The sequence below is a fragment of the Subdoligranulum sp. APC924/74 genome (genome assembly GCF_003324125.1).
Classification (GTDB): Bacteria; Bacillota; Clostridia; order Oscillospirales; family Ruminococcaceae; genus Gemmiger; species Gemmiger qucibialis.
Genome location: NZ_PSQF01000025.1, coordinates 1 through 16545, shown reverse-complemented (window position 1 = coordinate 16545; position 16545 = coordinate 1). Strand labels below are relative to the sequence as shown.

21 protein-coding genes are annotated in these 16545 nt (G+C 46.3%); 16 read left to right on the top strand and 5 right to left on the bottom strand.

All coding sequences use genetic code 11. The features are described 5' to 3' along the window. Window positions 1–82 precede the first annotated feature (82 nt). Window positions 83–439 carry a helix-turn-helix domain-containing protein gene (locus tag C4885_RS08030; RefSeq protein WP_113999844.1) on the bottom strand — a complete coding sequence of 119 codons (357 nt, stop codon included), beginning with the start codon at window positions 437–439 and terminating at the stop codon, window positions 83–85. A 957-nt stretch (window positions 440–1396) separates the two neighbouring features. Between C4885_RS08030 and C4885_RS08015 the strand changes: the two genes are divergently transcribed. From C4885_RS08015 to C4885_RS07995, 5 genes are all read left to right on the top strand, one after another. Next, on the top strand, window positions 1397–1810 hold the full coding sequence (locus C4885_RS08015; protein WP_113999843.1) for a sigma-70 family RNA polymerase sigma factor: 414 nt from the start codon (window positions 1397–1399) through the stop codon (window positions 1808–1810). A 321-nt stretch (window positions 1811–2131) separates the two neighbouring features. Continuing rightward, entirely contained in the window at window positions 2132–2758 is a 627-nt protein-coding gene (locus C4885_RS08010) for a hypothetical protein (RefSeq protein ID WP_113999842.1), read from the top strand. 35 nt (window positions 2759–2793) lie between these two features. Next, on the top strand, window positions 2794–3654 hold the full coding sequence (gene tcmP, locus C4885_RS08005) for a three-Cys-motif partner protein TcmP (RefSeq protein ID WP_158538843.1): 861 nt from the start codon (window positions 2794–2796) through the stop codon (window positions 3652–3654). A gap of 18 nt (window positions 3655–3672) precedes the next feature. Continuing rightward, on the top strand, window positions 3673–4437 hold the full coding sequence (locus tag C4885_RS08000) for a radical SAM protein (protein ID WP_022402664.1): 765 nt from the start codon (window positions 3673–3675) through the stop codon (window positions 4435–4437). A gap of 1 nt (window position 4438) precedes the next feature. Then, entirely contained in the window at window positions 4439–5188 is a 750-nt protein-coding gene (locus C4885_RS07995) for a hypothetical protein (RefSeq protein ID WP_199488090.1), read from the top strand. A 336-nt stretch (window positions 5189–5524) separates the two neighbouring features. Here C4885_RS07995 and C4885_RS07990 read toward each other — a convergent pair whose 3' ends face one another. After that, the gene (locus tag C4885_RS07990; RefSeq protein WP_113999840.1) at window positions 5525–6367 is read right to left on the bottom strand and encodes a helix-turn-helix domain-containing protein; all 843 of its coding nucleotides are present in this window, start codon (window positions 6365–6367) and stop codon (window positions 5525–5527) included. A 314-nt stretch (window positions 6368–6681) separates the two neighbouring features. Between C4885_RS07990 and C4885_RS07985 the strand changes: the two genes are divergently transcribed. The 11 genes from C4885_RS07985 (at window position 6682) to C4885_RS17190 (ending at window position 14183) form a co-directional block, all read left to right on the top strand. Continuing rightward, complete coding sequence (locus C4885_RS07985) at window positions 6682–7302, top strand: CHC2 zinc finger domain-containing protein (RefSeq protein ID WP_113999839.1); 621 nt, start codon at window positions 6682–6684, stop codon at window positions 7300–7302. Beyond that, window positions 7274–8641, top strand: coding sequence for a phage/plasmid primase, P4 family (locus C4885_RS07980; protein ID WP_113999838.1), 1368 nt, complete (start codon window positions 7274–7276; stop codon window positions 8639–8641). The genes C4885_RS07985 and C4885_RS07980 overlap by 29 nt, the downstream gene beginning before the upstream one ends. 401 nt (window positions 8642–9042) lie before the next feature. After that, on the top strand, window positions 9043–9258 hold the full coding sequence (locus C4885_RS07975; RefSeq protein ID WP_071428310.1) for a phosphoribosylglycinamide formyltransferase: 216 nt from the start codon (window positions 9043–9045) through the stop codon (window positions 9256–9258). Beyond that, on the top strand, window positions 9259–10239 hold the full coding sequence (gene mobV, locus C4885_RS07970; RefSeq protein WP_113999837.1) for a MobV family relaxase: 981 nt from the start codon (window positions 9259–9261) through the stop codon (window positions 10237–10239). Further along, window positions 10229–10405, top strand: coding sequence for a hypothetical protein (locus C4885_RS16645; RefSeq protein ID WP_199488089.1), 177 nt, complete (start codon window positions 10229–10231; stop codon window positions 10403–10405). Before mobV ends, C4885_RS16645 begins: the two co-directional genes overlap by 11 nt. A gap of 83 nt (window positions 10406–10488) precedes the next feature. Further along, complete coding sequence (rhuM, locus tag C4885_RS07965) at window positions 10489–11493, top strand: virulence RhuM family protein (RefSeq protein ID WP_113999836.1); 1005 nt, start codon at window positions 10489–10491, stop codon at window positions 11491–11493. A gap of 20 nt (window positions 11494–11513) precedes the next feature. Beyond that, on the top strand, window positions 11514–13283 hold the full coding sequence (locus C4885_RS07960) for a recombinase family protein (RefSeq protein ID WP_113999835.1): 1770 nt from the start codon (window positions 11514–11516) through the stop codon (window positions 13281–13283). A 98-nt stretch (window positions 13284–13381) separates the two neighbouring features. Then, a complete protein-coding gene (locus C4885_RS16460; protein WP_158538842.1) occupies window positions 13382–13546 on the top strand; it encodes a hypothetical protein in 165 nt (54 codons plus the stop codon). 1 nt (window position 13547) lies between these two features. Then, window positions 13548–13859, top strand: coding sequence for a hypothetical protein (locus tag C4885_RS07955; RefSeq protein WP_113999834.1), 312 nt, complete (start codon window positions 13548–13550; stop codon window positions 13857–13859). Next, window positions 13852–14034, top strand: coding sequence for a Sec23/Sec24 zinc finger-containing protein (locus C4885_RS07950; protein ID WP_113999833.1), 183 nt, complete (start codon window positions 13852–13854; stop codon window positions 14032–14034). The genes C4885_RS07955 and C4885_RS07950 overlap by 8 nt, the downstream gene beginning before the upstream one ends. Window positions 14035–14051: 17 nt before the next feature. Next, the gene (locus C4885_RS17190; protein WP_256359661.1) at window positions 14052–14183 is read left to right on the top strand and encodes a hypothetical protein; all 132 of its coding nucleotides are present in this window, start codon (window positions 14052–14054) and stop codon (window positions 14181–14183) included. Between the two features lie 165 nt (window positions 14184–14348). Here C4885_RS17190 and C4885_RS17020 read toward each other — a convergent pair whose 3' ends face one another. Genes C4885_RS17020 through C4885_RS07935 form a run of 3 tightly spaced genes read right to left on the bottom strand, consistent with a single transcriptional unit; the run spans window position 14349 to window position 16253 of the window. Further along, the gene (locus C4885_RS17020; RefSeq protein WP_242979516.1) at window positions 14349–14705 is read right to left on the bottom strand and encodes a hypothetical protein; all 357 of its coding nucleotides are present in this window, start codon (window positions 14703–14705) and stop codon (window positions 14349–14351) included. Then, a complete protein-coding gene (locus C4885_RS07940) occupies window positions 14699–16030 on the bottom strand; it encodes an MATE family efflux transporter (protein ID WP_113999832.1) in 1332 nt (443 codons plus the stop codon). Before C4885_RS07940 ends, C4885_RS17020 begins: the two co-directional genes overlap by 7 nt. A 28-nt stretch (window positions 16031–16058) precedes the next feature. After that, window positions 16059–16253 carry a substrate-binding domain-containing protein gene (locus C4885_RS07935; RefSeq protein ID WP_242979515.1) on the bottom strand — a complete coding sequence of 65 codons (195 nt, stop codon included), beginning with the start codon at window positions 16251–16253 and terminating at the stop codon, window positions 16059–16061. Window positions 16254–16545 lie beyond the last annotated feature (292 nt).

The window sequence follows — 16545 nt, the reverse complement described above, 5'->3', positions numbered from 1 at the left end:
TATTAACACAGGCATTGCTTGCCCCTTTCTTTGCAGAAATGAAAGGAGCCAGTGAGGAAACAGTCAAATTTCACTCACCGGCTCAATTCGTTTCAAATTTTTCGGATAATTCTGTTAGTTCTTTCGCAGTCTCCTGTGTATGGTGCAAGAGGGTTTCACGCATTTCTGACGGACAGCTACAATAAAGCATCTTCATCTGATTGGCTCCCTCATCTTCTGGAGAAACATCTGGATTGATCAGAGTGTCCAGAGAGAGCGGAAGCACCTTTGCCAATGCCTTCAAAATCAAATAGGACGGATTGATTTGTCCCTTTTCAATGCTGGCGATCTGCTTGACAGATACATGGCTCAGATCCGCAAGCTCCTGCTGTGTCAGGTCTTTTTTCTTTCGGGCTTCCCGCATTTTTTGCCCTAAGGCAGTCAAATCATCAATCGGCATAATCATTCACCTCAAGTATATTCTATCGTGCCGATTTGCACAAAGGAATAACCTTATTATGCCGGTTAACAGGCTTGATTATACCGAAAATAGAGATGGGGGGAATCACGGAAAATTCGATGTATTTTTATCTAAAATATATTTGTGTTATTAAGCCGTATATGGGTAGTGTATTGTTATTGCAGATAAACTACTGTCGTGATATGATTATAAATATTTACTGCATAGAAAGAAGTGGTGTTTAATGACAAAACTCAACGAAGTATTCCTCCATGCAAAGCCAGTAGATTGCGACATTTGCATGGAGTAAGAATTGTCGCAAAATAAATTGCTGGCTTTGTTACTTGACGATTATCTCAAGGAGGAAGCCTGCATGAAATACATCAATGCGAATGTCTGGCGATGACAGTAGAACATTAGAGCAAAAAGCCAAACTGTACTATGGTGGTTTCTGCTGCAAAACGGATTTTGATTTAATCCGTAAAATTAAAGCCTTAGTCAGCAACTAAATAAAGATACCATCTGCCGGGCGACGGCAAAAGAAAAAAAGCCGTCGTAGAGCAGACAATTTGACACGCCCATTTGAAACGGCGGCTTTGATTTTCAGAGCCGCCGTTTCTTTGCGTTTGCACAAACCAATGACGACTTGCAGGGACACGGTAGCCGATTGGAGGTTAATTTACCGTGTCCCGTTTGCTTTTTCAAAGCTCACATGATCTACATCAGTTAAAAAAAGCATTGCTCCTCCTCCGGGCAAGTATAATATTGTATCGGCATTATCGTTCTATGTAATTCGGCATAATAGTGGTTGTTTTTGGCGCGCCAGTTTTCCATCGCGGAAATCTGGCGTTTTTTGTTGCCATTTTTTCAGAGATGATCCAGTTGTTTGCCGATGCCGTTCCCCACCTCCTTTCGATTCACTTGTCAATCACCCGTGAATCGAAATGGAGGTACATAATGAAGAAAATCAACCTTCGGGAGTTGTATCCCGATGTTTATAAAACCGATCACTTTGTAGAAGTAGCAGAAGATGTGCTGGAGACGATCCGAGCTGCCGAGCGAGCAGAGGCCGCCTATGAACGGAAAATGTATCGCTATAAGGCGCATTACTCCCTGGACTGTGACAACGGCATTGAAAATGCGGTGCTGTTGAAGCCGCAAACACCGGAGATGGTTTTGGAGGAAAAACAGTTTCAGGAGCAGGTCTATGCTACTGTGATGAAGCTGCCGGAGAAACAGGCAAAGAGGATTTATGCCAGATACTACCTGGGAATGACGGTAAATGAAATTGCTGAAGTAGAAGGTGTAGACCCAAGCCGTGTCCGGGACAGCATCCGGCGTGGTTTAAAGCAGCTCGGAAAATATTTTTGATAAAGTTTCATTTGATGCGCCTGTTTTTTGCCTTTTTTGTCAGTGTTAATAAGAAGGACAAGTTTTCCTCCTTCATCGGTACATTGACAATCGAATAGACAGCACAAAGCGCGCGTAGATGAGCTAAAAAAGCATCTTCCACAGGATGAGCGCAATTTTAAGATTGTCACGTCTTGTGGTGATGCGCACGAGCTACTCCGAACTATCGGGCCACAGTTATATGGAACTGGGCACCTGCATTATTTCCTGCTCTACGATCCATATGATGCGACTATTGACTGGGAAGCACTTCTGCCGTTTTTTCGTAACTGGGGTGAAGTTATGATTAATCACATGGTTTCAGATCCGGTGCGGGCGATCACAAGCGCCAAGAAGAAAACGACAAAGGCAAAGTACGAGAACACTTATCTGGAAGACTTTGAGAAACTTGTGCCTTACGGAAGTGACAAGAAGGCCTATGAGGCCAGAGTGGAAGAAATCATAAATTCACTGAAAGGAGCTCGCAGGTACTACGTATCGGCATTTCCGTTCTATAACACGCAGAACTCGCTCGTCTACAATTTGATTCATTGCACGAGCAACAAGGAGGGCTTTAAGCTCTACAAGAAGAGTGCTTGGAAGGTATTTGGCGCACAGTCCTCTACCAAGCACTCGGTTGAGAACAGGCAGTTGTCATTTAACCTTTTCGGTGAGATTGCTGAAGAGGAAGATGAAAGCTGCTTGTATGTTATCGATATAGCGAAATACCTGCAGCGCAGCTTTAGAGGCCGAAAGCAGGTGCCTCTGGATGAGATGTGGGAACTTCTGGATAACCACCCGTTTTTCCCGTCAGAGGGATTTCGTAATGAGGTAAAGAGCGATCTTACCGATTTCTTTGGCGCGAAGATTGAGCAGATTGTGAATCCTGATACAGGAAAGAAGGAAACGGTGATCTCTTTCTCTTCTTGAGACTGAGTTTCAAATAGATGAGGTGGTTGGAATTTATGGCAACGTCGCAGAAATTTGGTGGCAATTGGACTGAGGAGAAGTTGAATATCTTCACCAGCTACCTGGACGCATACCTGATTGCACTGCAAAATCAGAAGTTTAAGAAGATTTATATAGATGCCTTTGCTGGAACCGGTGAGATCGAGACCAGTGACGGCGGGCAGTTTCTTGTGGGCTCTGCTAAGCGTGCACTGGCGTCTGAAAAGAAGTTCGATCATTATTATTTCATAGAAGCGGACTCTCAGAAGGCAGGAGAACTCCAGGATATGATAAATTCCGCGTTTCCGCAGATGAGGAGAATTGTTACGATTTACTGCGGCGATGCGAATGATAAGCTCGCGGAAATTATTAGCAACGTAGACTGGAGATATAACAGAGGATTGCTGTTCTTAGATCCATATGCGACGCAGGTAAATTGGGCTACGCTTGAAAATGTAGCACAGACGAAATCGATAGACGTATGGTACCTGTTTCCGTTCTCTGCACTTGAACGTATGCTGCCGAAAAACGGAAAGTACGATAAATGGGAGGATTGCATAGATCGATTGCTTGGAGATTCCGGATGGCGGAAGGAATTCTATAAGAAAGATCCCCAGATGACGCTTTTTGACTTGTTCCCGGAGCCCGGACAGAGCGATGGCGAACGGATGGTTAAGGACGCAAATCCAGATCACATAAAGGAGTATATCCTCTCTCGGCTTGGGACAATCTTTCCATGCGTGTCAAAGCATGCGCGGATTTTCAGGAACAGCAGGAACTCGCCGATGTTCCTATTCTGCTTTGCCATTGCGAGTGAGAGTCTGAAAGCGCAGGGACTTGCACTGCGGATGGCAGACTACATATTAAAGAACAAGTAGGCGGAGGATGAAAACACCTTGAAGACGATAAAACGAAAATCCATGCTTTATCAAACAGGGGTAGAGTATGGTGACTACACAATGAATCACGTGCAGGGGTGTGCACATGGGTGCAAATATCCATGTTATGCATTCCTGATGAAGAAGCGATTCGGGCAAATTAAAGATTACGAGAGCTGGCTTGAGCCGGTGCTTGTATCAAACACGCTTGAATTGCTGGATAAAGAGATACCGAGGCTCAGAGATAAGATTCAGTCTGTGCAGCTTTGCTTTACCACAGATCCGTTCATGGAAGGATATCCAGAGGTGTCCCAGATGAGCATTGCGGCTATCCGAAAACTGAACGAGGCCGGTATCAAATGCACTACATTGACGAAGGGATTGCTTCCCATAGAATTGGCGGAACTTTCTCCGGAAAATGAATATGGGATCACGTTGATAACGCTGGATGAAGCATACCGGGAACAGATGGAACCGGGAGCTGTTCCCTGTGCAGACCGACTGGCAGCGCTGAGAGCGCTTCACGAAGTTGGTTGCAAGACGTGGGTGAGCATAGAACCGTATCCAACACCGAACATGATAGAGCAGAATTTACGCGAAATCTTGGAAGCTGTAGCATTTACCGACAGGATCATCTTCGGCAGAACGAATTACAGCAAGACAGCAAACGCCTATGAAGGACAACGGCACTTTTACAATGAATGCGCAGCAGAGGTGACGGCTTTCTGTCAAGAGCGCGGCATTGATTATCACATAAAGGAAAAGACGATCACAGAAGAATGAGGTGGAAACAGTGGCGCTATTACAAGACTTGATCCGGCAGATCAACGATCCAACACTTAGGGATAGGATTTTGCAGGAAACCAATAAATTGATGAAGCAGAAAAAGTTCGGACTCGTATTCGAGGAACATCTGCCGGAATGCACGCCACTCTACGATGTGCCGATTCGTGTTGGTTCCAAGGTCGCGCTGAAGACCGGATATGTTAGCGACATCTATACTGTCGTAAAGATGAACGGTGATGAAGTGCTCTGCGATCGCCGAGATACACACGAGCAGAAAAACTTTAAGCTGGATGAGCTTGTGGTAGTGGCTGAGTTTGGTGAGCCGATCTATCCCACACTAAAACCGCTGGATGCAGTTCAGAACGCTCCAGATAGCGACCTTTGGCATACGTTGATTGAGGCGGACAACTACCACGCGCTCCAGTTGCTGGAATATCTGTACGCAGAGAAGGTGGACTGCATCTACATCGATCCACCATACAACACCGGAGCCAAGGACTGGAAATACAACAACGACTATGTAGATGGTTCCGACGCTTATCGTCACAGCAGATGGTGTCATCGAGTAAGAATCATAATATCTAGGTATTTTTACAGCATCTGGAACTTCGATACTTTTGAAGCAAAGTTGGGTAATAACAAACAAAACCTTCCACAGAATTCATCTCCCCACTGGATGAAATCTGTGGAAGGTTATGTTTTAGGAGGCTATAAATGTGCAAGCTGTGATATAGTTGCATCTTCATAGGCGACTAAAACAAGGGGAGTGCAGAGGGGAGCAATCTCCTTTGACGCTGGGTTTCCAATAGGGGCGCGCAGCATCCCTGTTGGCACACGATTTTGCTCTGCAAAGTCTAGTGTGTTATACCTTTGCTTCCGGCTGACGCGGGAAAGGGGTTGGCGGCATACTCTGCGGTGCGGCAGAGTGTGGCAACAAACGCTTTTTCGCGGCAGTAGGACAGGTGGATTTTGTGACGGGGGTTACGGCACAAACGCAGGATTTTTGAGAAGCAAAATCCGACTGGCCGGAAAAGGAAGGAAAGGCATATAAAACCCCTCGTCTCGCCGCCGCGCCGCTCCGGTTTCAACGTTTCTTCCGTTTTCCCTTGCCGTGGGTCATAGTCGTTTTCCCTCGCTGGCTGATGGGGCTTTTCAGGTACTTGGACTTTTTAAGCCCGCTGATGATTGAGACAAATTCTTCCTTCGTGAGTGTGTCATAATCAAGCCCAATCGTTGCCATGAACGCACGGATTTGCTTTTCCTCGGAACTGCCCTCAAAGTTCATTGCCTCCCGCAACTGGTTCTGCATATTTTCTGCAAAGGAGACTTCATCCGCAGTCATGGTGTCAGGGCGATGCTGCTCTCGAATATCACGGAGGATACCTTTCAGATCATCCGCAATCAGGCTTCCGAAATATTTATCTTCCCGAATCTGCGCCACTTCCAGCGTCCGCAGGTGCAGGTCATTTTCCTCGCCGCCATTTTTCATCAATGCCATCTGCCGGATGGCTTCCAGCACGGCGTTCATATCGTTGACGCGCATATCTGCGATTCGGTCAACGTAAATCTCAGCATCCAGCATAAAGCGCTGGAAATCTTTATGGCAGATCAGCTCCGACAGCAGCCGGTGGTTGAACTTGCCCGCTTTCAATACATCAATCGAAGCATCACTCAAATGCAGCTCATGCAGAGCTGTGTTTGGGTGATTTTTTGTTTCCGTCCGTCCCATCAGATAGTCGCAGGAAACACCGTAATAGTCAGCCAGCAACAGAATGCTGTACGGGCTGATGTCCTTGCCGTTATCCGATTCATATTTGCCAAGTGCGGATTTCGAGATACCCACCTCGGCGGCAAGCTGCTCCAACGTCAGCTTTTGTGCTGTTCGTAAATCCTTCAAACGTTCCCCCATTGTCAGCTTAACCTGCATACACCAGCCTCCTTTGCAGCTTTTTCTGTATTATATCATGCTTTTTCGCTTTTGTCTAAGAGCGTGGAAAATCCGACTTTCTCCACGCTTTTCCTACCTCTCGGATATACGGGAAAGAGCCTGTTTTCTTACTAAAATTTAGACGTAAACCACGCAGCACCTTGAAAATTTCATGATCGTCCGATGAGGATATGCTTCCGGAGAAGTACCGCATTCCGCGTACCAAGGAAGAGGCAACGCCGGGGTAAGGACTCGGGCAGGAACGGCATCGAGTAGAACGGCGAAGTTCAATTATTTTACAGGAGGAAACAGGTATGGATTTATTTACACAAATCAAGATGGGATTTTCCGTAAAAGAGGCTGCCGAATACTACGGACTGGAAGTGAACCGTGGCAACATGGTCTGCTGTCCCTTCCACAATGACCGTACACCCAGCATGAAGCTGAACGAGGATTACTTTTACTGCTTTGGCTGTGGGGCAACTGGTGACGTGATCGACCTTGTGGCAAAGCTGTTCAACCTGAGCAGCTATGACGCAGCGAAAAAGCTGGCGTATGACTTTGGGATCGACCCGGACAAGCCCCCGGCCGCGGCAGCGCTGCGGAAGCCGAAATATCCGCTGGCAGAGGCGTTCCAGAAAGAGGAACTACATTGTCAACGGATATTGTACGATTACCTGCATCTTTTGGAGCATTGGAAGGTGCAGTACGCACCCAAAACGCCGGAGGATACTCTTGATGACCGCTTTGTGGAAGCCTGCCAGATGCTCGATTATATCGAGGATCTGACAGATATTTTAACCTTTGCGGAGTTGGAGGTTCGCGTGAAAACCGTGGATATGCTTCAAAAGGACGGCATGATCGACCGGCTGGAAGAACGCTTGAAACGGACGGAAAAGGAGGTGGATGCCCGTGACGAAACGGAAATCGGCTAATTTAGACGCGCCCATCTGGTTTGACGGCACAAATATCAATGAAGCACTGTTCTGTGATGAATTTCTGAACAGCCGGAAAATCATCTTTGCCAACGGTGCTTTCTTCACGCCGGACGGCAGGGTGACCGACGATCTGCCGCTTCGTGGCGAAATCTATGAGAAACTGAAATGCTGCGCCGTGAACAATATCCCCCGCAAAATCACCAACATTCTGGAAGTGATGAAGCTGGCGGCTCATGTGGAGGACTTTGCACCGGAAGCAGATAGAATCCATCTGGCAAACGGTACTTTGAAGCTGGACGGCAGCTTTACCGAGGGCAGACCGAACATTGTGCGGAGCAGACTGCCGGTGGCATACCGCCCTGACGCACCGGCTCCCGTCCGGTGGCTTTCTTTTCTGGATGGGCTTCTCTATACAGAGGACATTCCAACCTTACAGGAGTTTATTGGCTATTGCCTGATTCCCAGCAATAAGGGGCAACGCATGATGGTGATTAAGGGAAACGGTGGTGAAGGAAAATCACAGATCGGTGCTGTGCTGGTTGCGCTTCTCGGCAGCAACATGAAGGATGGCAGCATCGGCAAAATTTCTGAAAACCGCTTTGCCCGCGCCGACCTGGAACACATTCTGCTGTGCGTGGATGATGATATGCGGATGGAAGCACTGCGGCAGACCAACTATGTCAAGTCTATCGTGACCGCCCAAGGTAAGATGGATCTGGAACGCAAGGGCAAGCAGAGCTATCAAGGGTGGATGTTTGCCCGCCTGCTGGCGTTCTCCAACGGCGATCTGCAAGCGCTATATGACCGGAGCGATGGATTTTACCGCCGACAGCTTGTGCTGACTACCAAGGAAAAGCCTGCGGGACGGATAGATGATCCTGACCTTGCCGAAAAGATGAAAGCCGAAGCCGAGGGGATTTTCCTCTGGGCGTTTGAGGGCTTGAAGCGGCTTGCCGCCAACAACTTCAAATTCACGGAAAGCCAGCGCACACGGGATAACCGGGAGGCAGTGAAGCGAGATAACAATAACGTCTTTGATTTTCTGGAATCCGAGGGCTATATCCGGCTGAAGGCGGACTGCACCATCAGCTCTAAAGACTTGTACGAAATTTACCGGATGTGGTGTGAGGAAAATAATCTGACACCGTTAAAGCGCCGCAGCTTCAGCGAGAGTGTGATTGCGAACCAAAGCAAGTACAATCTTGAATACTGCAACAAGATCACCAATGCTGCCGGACGGCGTGTATGGGGCTTCTTCGGGATTGAAGCGATTGCGAAACCTAATATAAATGGGTTTTCTGATGTCTCAGAGCGTACGTACGTACCGGAGGATTGACGATAAATTTTCTGCGACTGCGCCGTGTACGTATGTACGCAGCGTTTTTCCCAAAACGCCGCTATATGAAAAACTCTGACTGGCAGAGCCTATATTTTTGGGCACGAAATCAAGCTAAGTAAAATCCGTAAATTATTTGCCTGATGGCAGAAATGCTTTCACGAAATCACACTTCTCGGAACAACAACATGGGTGCGCGGAAACGCGGGAAATCATACGCTTTAGAGCGAAGTCACTCGGAACAGAAAAGTCGATAGGTGTCACCTGTGGACAGGACATCATAACGGCGATTTTGAGCGGATTTGAGAGTAAGGCTTTTTTCACGATGCAGCGAAGCGGATGCGCCGAATGGCGTACCGGCTTCGCTTTTTCATTATCTGAATTTTGGAGGGGATTTGAATATGAGTGTACGCAATGAAATCAAGGCGCAGATCATTCGCGCCGGTTTTACCATGCAGGAAGTTGTTGACCTGTTACATGATGAATATGGCTGGTCGGACAGCGTTTCCAATTTGTCCGCCAAGTTGCAGCGGGAGAGCATCCGCTATAAAGAGGTCGTCGAGCTTGCCGACGCGCTGGGTTATGAACTGATCTGGCAGAAACGGAGGGAAAAATAAATGAGTAAGCCACAGTTTGCGATTCTCCGCTTTGCAAAGTATAAAGGACCGGAAATTTCTAATATTGAGGCGCACAATGAGCGCACAAAAGACGAATACGCCAGCAATCCGGATATCGACAAGAGCCGCAGCTGTCTGAACTTTCATCTGCTCGAACCGGAGCACAAATATCGTGCAGAGGCAGAGCGGCAGATCAAGGACGCCGGTTGCCGCACCCGTTCGGACAGTGTGCGGCTGGTGGAGGCTCTTGTGACCGCAACGCCAGAGTTCTTCAAGGGTAAGAAGAAAGCTGAAATCAAAGCCTATTTTCAGGAGGCGCTGGATTTCATCCGGGAACACCAAGACCAGAAAACCATTATATCCGCCGTGGTGCATATGGACGAGAAAACGCCCCATATGCACCTTTCTTTTGTCCCGCTGACAGCGGATGGGCGGCTCTGTGCCAAAGAAATCGTAGGCAACAAGAAGAAGCTAACGCAATGGCAGGACAGATTTTGGGAGCATATGGTCAAAAAATACCCGGATTTGGAGCGAGGCGAGAGCGCCAGCGAAACCGGACGCGACCATATCCCACCACGGGTGTTCAAGGAGATGACCCGCCTGACCAAGCAGAAGGCCAAGCTGGAAGAATTGCTTGCAGGTGTCAATGCGTTCAATGCCAAAGGAAAAGCAGCAGAGATCGGTGCATTTTTGGACAAGTATATCCCGACTGTGGAGCAGATGCACACGACGCTGAAAAAGTACAATACAGCGTTTACCGCCACGACCGCCGAGAACAAAAAGCTGAAAAAGAAAACAGAGCAGTTGGCGCAGTCGCTGGACAAAGCTACGAAGGAAAGTACCTTGAAAAAGCTGGCCGATGCCAAGCTGCACCGGGATTATGAGGATGCCGTCGCCGTGCTGGATCGTATTCCGAAGGAAGTGCTGGCGGCATATACGCACAGAACGGAGAAAGAGAGGGAGACTGCCTATGGTAGATGAATGGAGCGGCTTCGCCGCTTTGCTGGCAAATTTGATTGAAAAGTATGCCTTGGTTCTGAATCTTGATGCGCTGCCCGATCTTGTCATAGAGGAAGCCGTGCCTGAAAAAGACGGGGCAGATGAGATGATTCACGAAAACGATATTGAACCCGTGAAAGCAGCATGATATAATTGTCATGAAATAAGTGTCCAAACCGCCATTGCAGGAGCAAAAGCTCCTGCAATGGCAGAAAACGAGGTGAAGTGACCATGGAACGCTGGGAGAATGAGCAGAACAATTCTGAAATGATGATTTATACCACAGAGGATGGCTTAACAAAGATCGAAACGACCTTTGACGGCGATACGGTTTGGCTGTCCATTGACCAGATGGCAGAGCTGTTTCAGCGTGATAGAAGTGTGATTGGCAAGCATGTGCGAAACATTTTCAAAGAAGGAGAGCTTCAAAAGGAAGCAGTATGGGCAAAATTTGCCCATACTGCCGCCGACGGAAAAGTGTATGATGTCGATTACTATAATCTTGATGTTATCATTTCTGTCGGCTACCGTGTGAAATCTCAGCGCGGTGTGCAGTTTCGTATTTGGGCAACAGGAATTTTGAAGGAGTATATGCGAAAAGGCTTTGCTCTGGATGATGAGCGCCTGAAAAATCTGGGCGGCGGCGGATACTTCAAGGAGCTGCTGGAGCGTATCCGCGATATCCGCGCTTCCGAAAAGGTGTTTTACCGTCAGGTGCTTGAAATCTACGCGACCAGTATTGACTATGATCCCAAGGCGGAAATCTCCGTTCAGTTTTTCAAGAAAGTCCAAAACAAGATTCATTATGCCATTCATGGACAAACCGCGGCGGAGGTCATTTACACACGCGCCGATGCGGAGAAAGAATTTATGGGCTTGACCACCTTTGCGGGCAATCAGCCCACGCTGAAAGAGGCGGTAGTTGCCAAGAACTATCTGAACGAGAAAGAGCTTCGTGCTATGGGGCAGCTTGTGTCCGGATATCTGGATTTTGCGGAACGACAGGCGGAGCGGGAGCGGGCAATGACCATGCAGGACTGGTCAGAGCATCTTGATCGGATTCTGACCATGAGTGGAGAGCAGCTGCTGATTGGCAACGGAAGCGTCAGCCATAAGCAGGCTATCGACAAGGCAACCGGCGAGTACAGAAAATACAAAGCCCGTACCCTCAGCGAAGTTGAGCGCGATTATCTGGATTCCATCAAGCTGTTGGAGCATAAAACAGATAAAAAGTAGGCTGAGGCGGAGAAGACATGATGAAAAAAGAAAAGATAAAAGTCTATATCTATACGCGCGTGTCCACCGCCATGCAGATTGACGGATATTCTCTGGATGCACAGAAATCCAGAATGAAAGCCTATGCCGAGTTCAATGACTATGAGATTGTGGGCGAATACGAGGATGCCGGTAAATCCGGCAAGTCCATTGAAGGGCGTGTAGAGTTTAACCGCATGATGGAGGATATCAAGTCCGGTAAAGACGGCGTGTCCTATGTGCTGGTGTTCAAACTCTCCCGTTTCGGCAGAAATGCGGCAGATGTGCTGTCCACTTTGCAGGTTATGCAGGACTTTGGCGTTAACCTGATTTGCGTGGAGGATGGGATCGATTCCTCCAAGGATGCGGGAAAGCTGATGATTTCTGTTTTGTCAGCGGTTGCAGAGATTGAGCGGGAGAACATCCGTGTGCAGACGATGGAGGGCAGAATCCAGAAAGCCCGTGAGGGAAAATGGAACGGCGGTTTTGCGCCATATGGCTACAGGCTGGAAAAGGGACAGCTTTTCATCAATGAGGAAGAAGCAGCGGCAATCCGCGTGATTTTTGACCAGTATGTACATACGGATACCGGTGCAAACGGTCTTGCAAAATACCTTGCAACCCACGGGATTCACAAAATTCAAAGGCAAAACGGAAAAAATCCCTTATTCGATGCAGCACTGATCCGCAGAATTCTAAAAAATCCGGTATACTGCGGGAAAATCGCCTATGGCAGACGCCGGACGGAAAAGGTGCATGGCACCCGAAATGATTACCGGCTGGTGGAACAGGACGATTATCTGCTGGTGGATGGTCTGCATGAGGGAATCGTTTCCGAAGAACTATGGCACGAGGCGCAGGTCAAGCTGCTGGCGCAAGCGGAGAAATACGAACACGTCAACAGGGGTAAGGACACCAAAATTCATCTGCTGTCCGGTATTGTAAAATGTCCGGTCTGCGGTGTGGGAATGTACGGAAACAAAAGCATCAAACATAAGGCGGACGGCTCAAAATACAAGGATTTTTATTACTATGGCTGTAAGCATCGTACAATGACGCACGGACATAAATGCGATTTCAAGAAACAGATCAATGAAGAACTATTGGACAGTGCCGTTGCGGAGGTTATCGTAAAACTGGTAAGCAATCCGAAGTTCGCTGCCATGATGCAGGAAAAAATCAGCATGAAGGTGGATACCTCTTCCATTGAGCAGGAGATCGCAGCGCATGAAAAGCAGCTTCGCCAGAGCTATTCAGTAAAGGCACGGCTGATGGATGAAATTGATTCCCTCGATCCGGACGATAAGCACTACATCAAACGCAAAGCAGACCTTGATGACCGGCTTTACAAGATGTATGATAAGATCGAGGATACAGAAAACCAGCTCGTTGCTGCCAGAGCCAAGAAAATGGCGATTGAGGCGGAAAAGCTGACAGGCGACAACATCTACAAGGTGCTGATTTACTTTGATAAGCTCTATTCCGTCATGGACGATCAGGAAAAGCGGCAGCTCATGGAATCGCTGCTTTCCGAGGTTCAGATTTACGAGGAACGGCAGTCCAACGGTCAGTGGCTCAAGTCCATCAAATTCAGGCTTCCAGTCATTGCGGAAGATATGAGCTTGAGTTTGGACAATGATTCACATATAGAGACGGTTGTCCTTTTGTCACGGGAAACAAATCCACTGACGGTTGAGGTCAGAATGGAAGTGGAAACCGGAGCGGTTAAGGAGCATCCGACCTATAAACGCATTCAGGAATATGTGCAGTAAAAGCTATAGCTGCGATTGTTGGAGGCATTCTTGCTCAACAGCTTATAAAGAATGATGAGATAAAAAATGCTCACGTTAATACTTCAGAAATACGTAAGTTGTTGTTAGACAATATCCAATCGTCCAAAGAAATTATTGCTAGAAAGAAAAAGAATATCAAGCATCTTCAGGAAGAGATTGACGAAGAACAACAGCGTATTAATGAAGCAGAAAGACTTATAAAAGAGCTAGATGAAAAGACTAAAAGTCAAGAGGAGGAATAGTATGGCTCAGAATTGGGATTATGCAGAATTATCAAAAGCTGCAAAAGCAGCAGGAGGCCCAGAAAAGTATGTTGAAATGCTGGAGCTTGTAAGCAAAGAGGCAGGTAAAATGGAGATGCTGCCTTGGCTTGGAGTAGCGGCAGTTGGTGCTTCATTATTGACTGCGGCAACTATTAAAGTTGTTGACTATTTCAAATCGAGAAAGAAGAACAACGAAACCGAAATAGAAAAAGCAAAAGCAGAAATCATAAATGGTATTAAAGAATATGATGCTGCACATCCAGATGAAAAAGGAGGTAGCGAAGATGAGTGAAAGATTTCCGGAAATTGATTGGTACTGTGACCGTTGTAATGCTTATTTGAATGACCAACCGGGATTTGATGACCATCATTATGTGTGGAAGTGTACCGAATGCGGTCATAAGAATAGTATTTCCGCTGATGATATTTATGAATCAGAAGAAGACTTTAGAAACTATAACAAATAATTTAAGGGAGCGAAAAGATGACTAGAGAAGAGTTAAAAGAACAGATTGATGAGCTTATGCGACAGTATGCTGATGAAGAAATTGATGGAGCTACATACGCACAAAAGATGATGGAGTTAACTTCATCTGCTCAGAACGATAACGATTAAACTTGATTATTCGATAATGTGCTGAGGTTGGTGAAACTATGCCTTATAATTACAAGGGTGATTTGTACAAAAGAGAAATTGTAAAAAACTGCAGGATGTGGGACTAGATGTTAAAAGCGTAAATGCTCTAAACAAAATCATGGAAAAAATGGGATTGCTTATTCATTACGGCAATGGTTGGGGCACAACGGATGCCGGTGCTAAGTTTTCGATGTGGCATAAAGGTGTATTAAATTCCGATTCATGGCACCCGGAACTCGTTGATGAAATTGCAAAGTTCTTAAAGAAATAAATAGTTGAAAAATGCCTCACGGCTGGATTTAAAACCAGCTGTGAGGCATTTGTGCGTCTATGCTTAAGCGAGCAGGGGGCTGTTTGATGAAAGTCCTGCAGCTCGTTGATGCGGGCAATCTGTGCGTCTCTGGCAGCAGTATTGACCGTACATTTTTCTCGCTGTTCCCGGAGTTTGAAGATTTGGTCGGCAATCTCGTCGTAAAAGTCCTGCAAGAAGTAAATCAGCATAAACTAACGATCCAGTTACGCCTTTTAAAGATAATTAACGATACAGCAAGCCTGAACAATTCCTCCGTGGTAAGCAATGTATACACACCAACAATTCCCCACTTGAATACATATGCTGCAAGCAGACACAGTGGAATTCCGATACACCATGTGCCAATAATATCAATAATCATAATGGTTTTTGTGTTGCCGCCACTTCTTATAATGCCTCCGCCAAGGATCATATTTTCCACCTTGACCGGAGCATACAGGGCAAATACGATGAGCAGCGTCTTTCCAAGCTCTTTTACGCTGTCATCAACACGATATAATCCGGTATATGCTCCAGCCAAAAGAATGAGCAAAGCTGATACTGCTACTCCACCAAATAAGCCTGCATACATAATCTTCTTTGATTCTGTGTAAGCCTCATTATATTCTTTCCTACCAAGCCTTTTGCCGATCATCACACCGGCAGCCGCAGACAATCCACTAAGTGCCCCTACGATAAGCGCTTGTATCGGACCGGTAAGTGTATAGGCTGCAAGGTTTGATGTGCCAAGATGTCCATAAACAGCAGACTCTACATTTTGCCCGAGACTCCATAAAAACTTACTGACCAGAATCGGCATAATCATTATCAGATAATCCCTGATTGTGATTTTTTTAAAATGTAGAGACAATACCGGTTTATCTCCATCTTTTTTGATACATAAGACAAATCCGATAACAATAAATACAAGATTAAACAACTGCGAAATAAGTGTGGCAATCGCAGCTCCCTTTATTGCCATATAGGGAAATCCAAATTTTCCAAATATCAGCAGATAGTTCAGTCCTGTGTTTACAATAACTGCTCCAAAGCTTGCCAGAAATGGTATCGTGGCATATTCCTTACAGCGCAGCCATGAGGATAAAATATTGCTGACAGCCATTGGAATATAAGAAAGCGCTACGATTCTAAAATAAACCGTACCAGTATTTACAATACTCATATCTTTCGTATACAGTCCAAGAATCTGCGACGGAAAAACTCCAGCTGCAAGCAGGAACAATACTGACATTATAATTCCGCAGATGAGGCTCACATCAAAACTGCACCATGCCTCTTTGCTTTCTTCCGCACCAATAAACTGAGCAATTAATATCCCGGCAACCGTGCTTACTGCACCAATCATCACTGAAAAAATCAGTGAAAAATTACCGCATAATCCAACTGCCGATATATTTGTTTCACCTAACTGCCCGATCATGATCTGGTCAACAATTGAAAATGATGACTGCAGCATACTTTGCAATGTGACAGGAATTGCTATTTTACACAACGATTTCAAAAACTTTGACATTATAATTTCCTCGTACTTTCCCTTTTTATTAAATCAACCGGCAACACGATTTCTGGCTTATATTCTGTTCCATCGCGCATTGCCTCCAGACATTCAATTGCCTTAAGTTTGCTTCCTGATGAATCGTTGTGAGGGAAGGATTGCTTTCCTTACTTGCATCATCAAAGCCGATAATCTGGATATCCTCTGGAATCCGAATGTTCTTTCCTGGCAAAAACTTCATAAATCTGCAACATCTACGATTCTAATCCTGTTCTGTGTCATTTCCATTCCTTCTTCTGTGGCATTATGATTATATGGTACATGATAAATGTGAAATTTACAAAGGTTAAGCGCGTAACCCACTACAAAATTTGCATTCGATTTTTGTGACGTTTTACTAATGTATTACGCATTTTCAGCAATCTGAATACACATGAAAGCTACTTATGGACATAAGGCAACACCGCACAATTCCCGCCTGACGGCTTAAGCACCGCTCCGGCGGCTGCGGCACGGCATCTGCGTTGCCAAAA

Coding starts and splice junctions, on each gene's coding strand:
- C4885_RS08030 (WP_113999844.1), bottom strand. CDS start 439: ATGCCGATTGATGATTTGACTGCCTTAGGGCAAAAAATGCGGGAAGCC.
- C4885_RS08015 (WP_113999843.1), top strand. CDS start 1,397: ATGAAGAAAATCAACCTTCGGGAGTTGTATCCCGATGTTTATAAAACC.
- C4885_RS08010 (WP_113999842.1), top strand. CDS start 2,132: ATGATTAATCACATGGTTTCAGATCCGGTGCGGGCGATCACAAGCGCC.
- tcmP (WP_158538843.1), top strand. CDS start 2,794: ATGGCAACGTCGCAGAAATTTGGTGGCAATTGGACTGAGGAGAAGTTG.
- C4885_RS07990 (WP_113999840.1), bottom strand. CDS start 6,367: ATGCAGGTTAAGCTGACAATGGGGGAACGTTTGAAGGATTTACGAACA.
- C4885_RS07985 (WP_113999839.1), top strand. CDS start 6,682: ATGGATTTATTTACACAAATCAAGATGGGATTTTCCGTAAAAGAGGCT.
- C4885_RS07980 (WP_113999838.1), top strand. CDS start 7,274: ATGCCCGTGACGAAACGGAAATCGGCTAATTTAGACGCGCCCATCTGG.
- C4885_RS07975 (WP_071428310.1), top strand. CDS start 9,043: ATGAGTGTACGCAATGAAATCAAGGCGCAGATCATTCGCGCCGGTTTT.
- mobV (WP_113999837.1), top strand. CDS start 9,259: ATGAGTAAGCCACAGTTTGCGATTCTCCGCTTTGCAAAGTATAAAGGA.
- C4885_RS16645 (WP_199488089.1), top strand. CDS start 10,229: ATGGTAGATGAATGGAGCGGCTTCGCCGCTTTGCTGGCAAATTTGATT.
- rhuM (WP_113999836.1), top strand. CDS start 10,489: ATGGAACGCTGGGAGAATGAGCAGAACAATTCTGAAATGATGATTTAT.
- C4885_RS07960 (WP_113999835.1), top strand. CDS start 11,514: ATGAAAAAAGAAAAGATAAAAGTCTATATCTATACGCGCGTGTCCACC.
- C4885_RS07955 (WP_113999834.1), top strand. CDS start 13,548: ATGGCTCAGAATTGGGATTATGCAGAATTATCAAAAGCTGCAAAAGCA.
- C4885_RS07950 (WP_113999833.1), top strand. CDS start 13,852: ATGAGTGAAAGATTTCCGGAAATTGATTGGTACTGTGACCGTTGTAAT.
- C4885_RS17190 (WP_256359661.1), top strand. CDS start 14,052: ATGACTAGAGAAGAGTTAAAAGAACAGATTGATGAGCTTATGCGACAG.
- C4885_RS17020 (WP_242979516.1), bottom strand. CDS start 14,705: ATGCTGATTTACTTCTTGCAGGACTTTTACGACGAGATTGCCGACCAA.
- C4885_RS07940 (WP_113999832.1), bottom strand. CDS start 16,030: ATGTCAAAGTTTTTGAAATCGTTGTGTAAAATAGCAATTCCTGTCACA.
- C4885_RS07935 (WP_242979515.1), bottom strand. CDS start 16,253: ATGAAGTTTTTGCCAGGAAAGAACATTCGGATTCCAGAGGATATCCAG.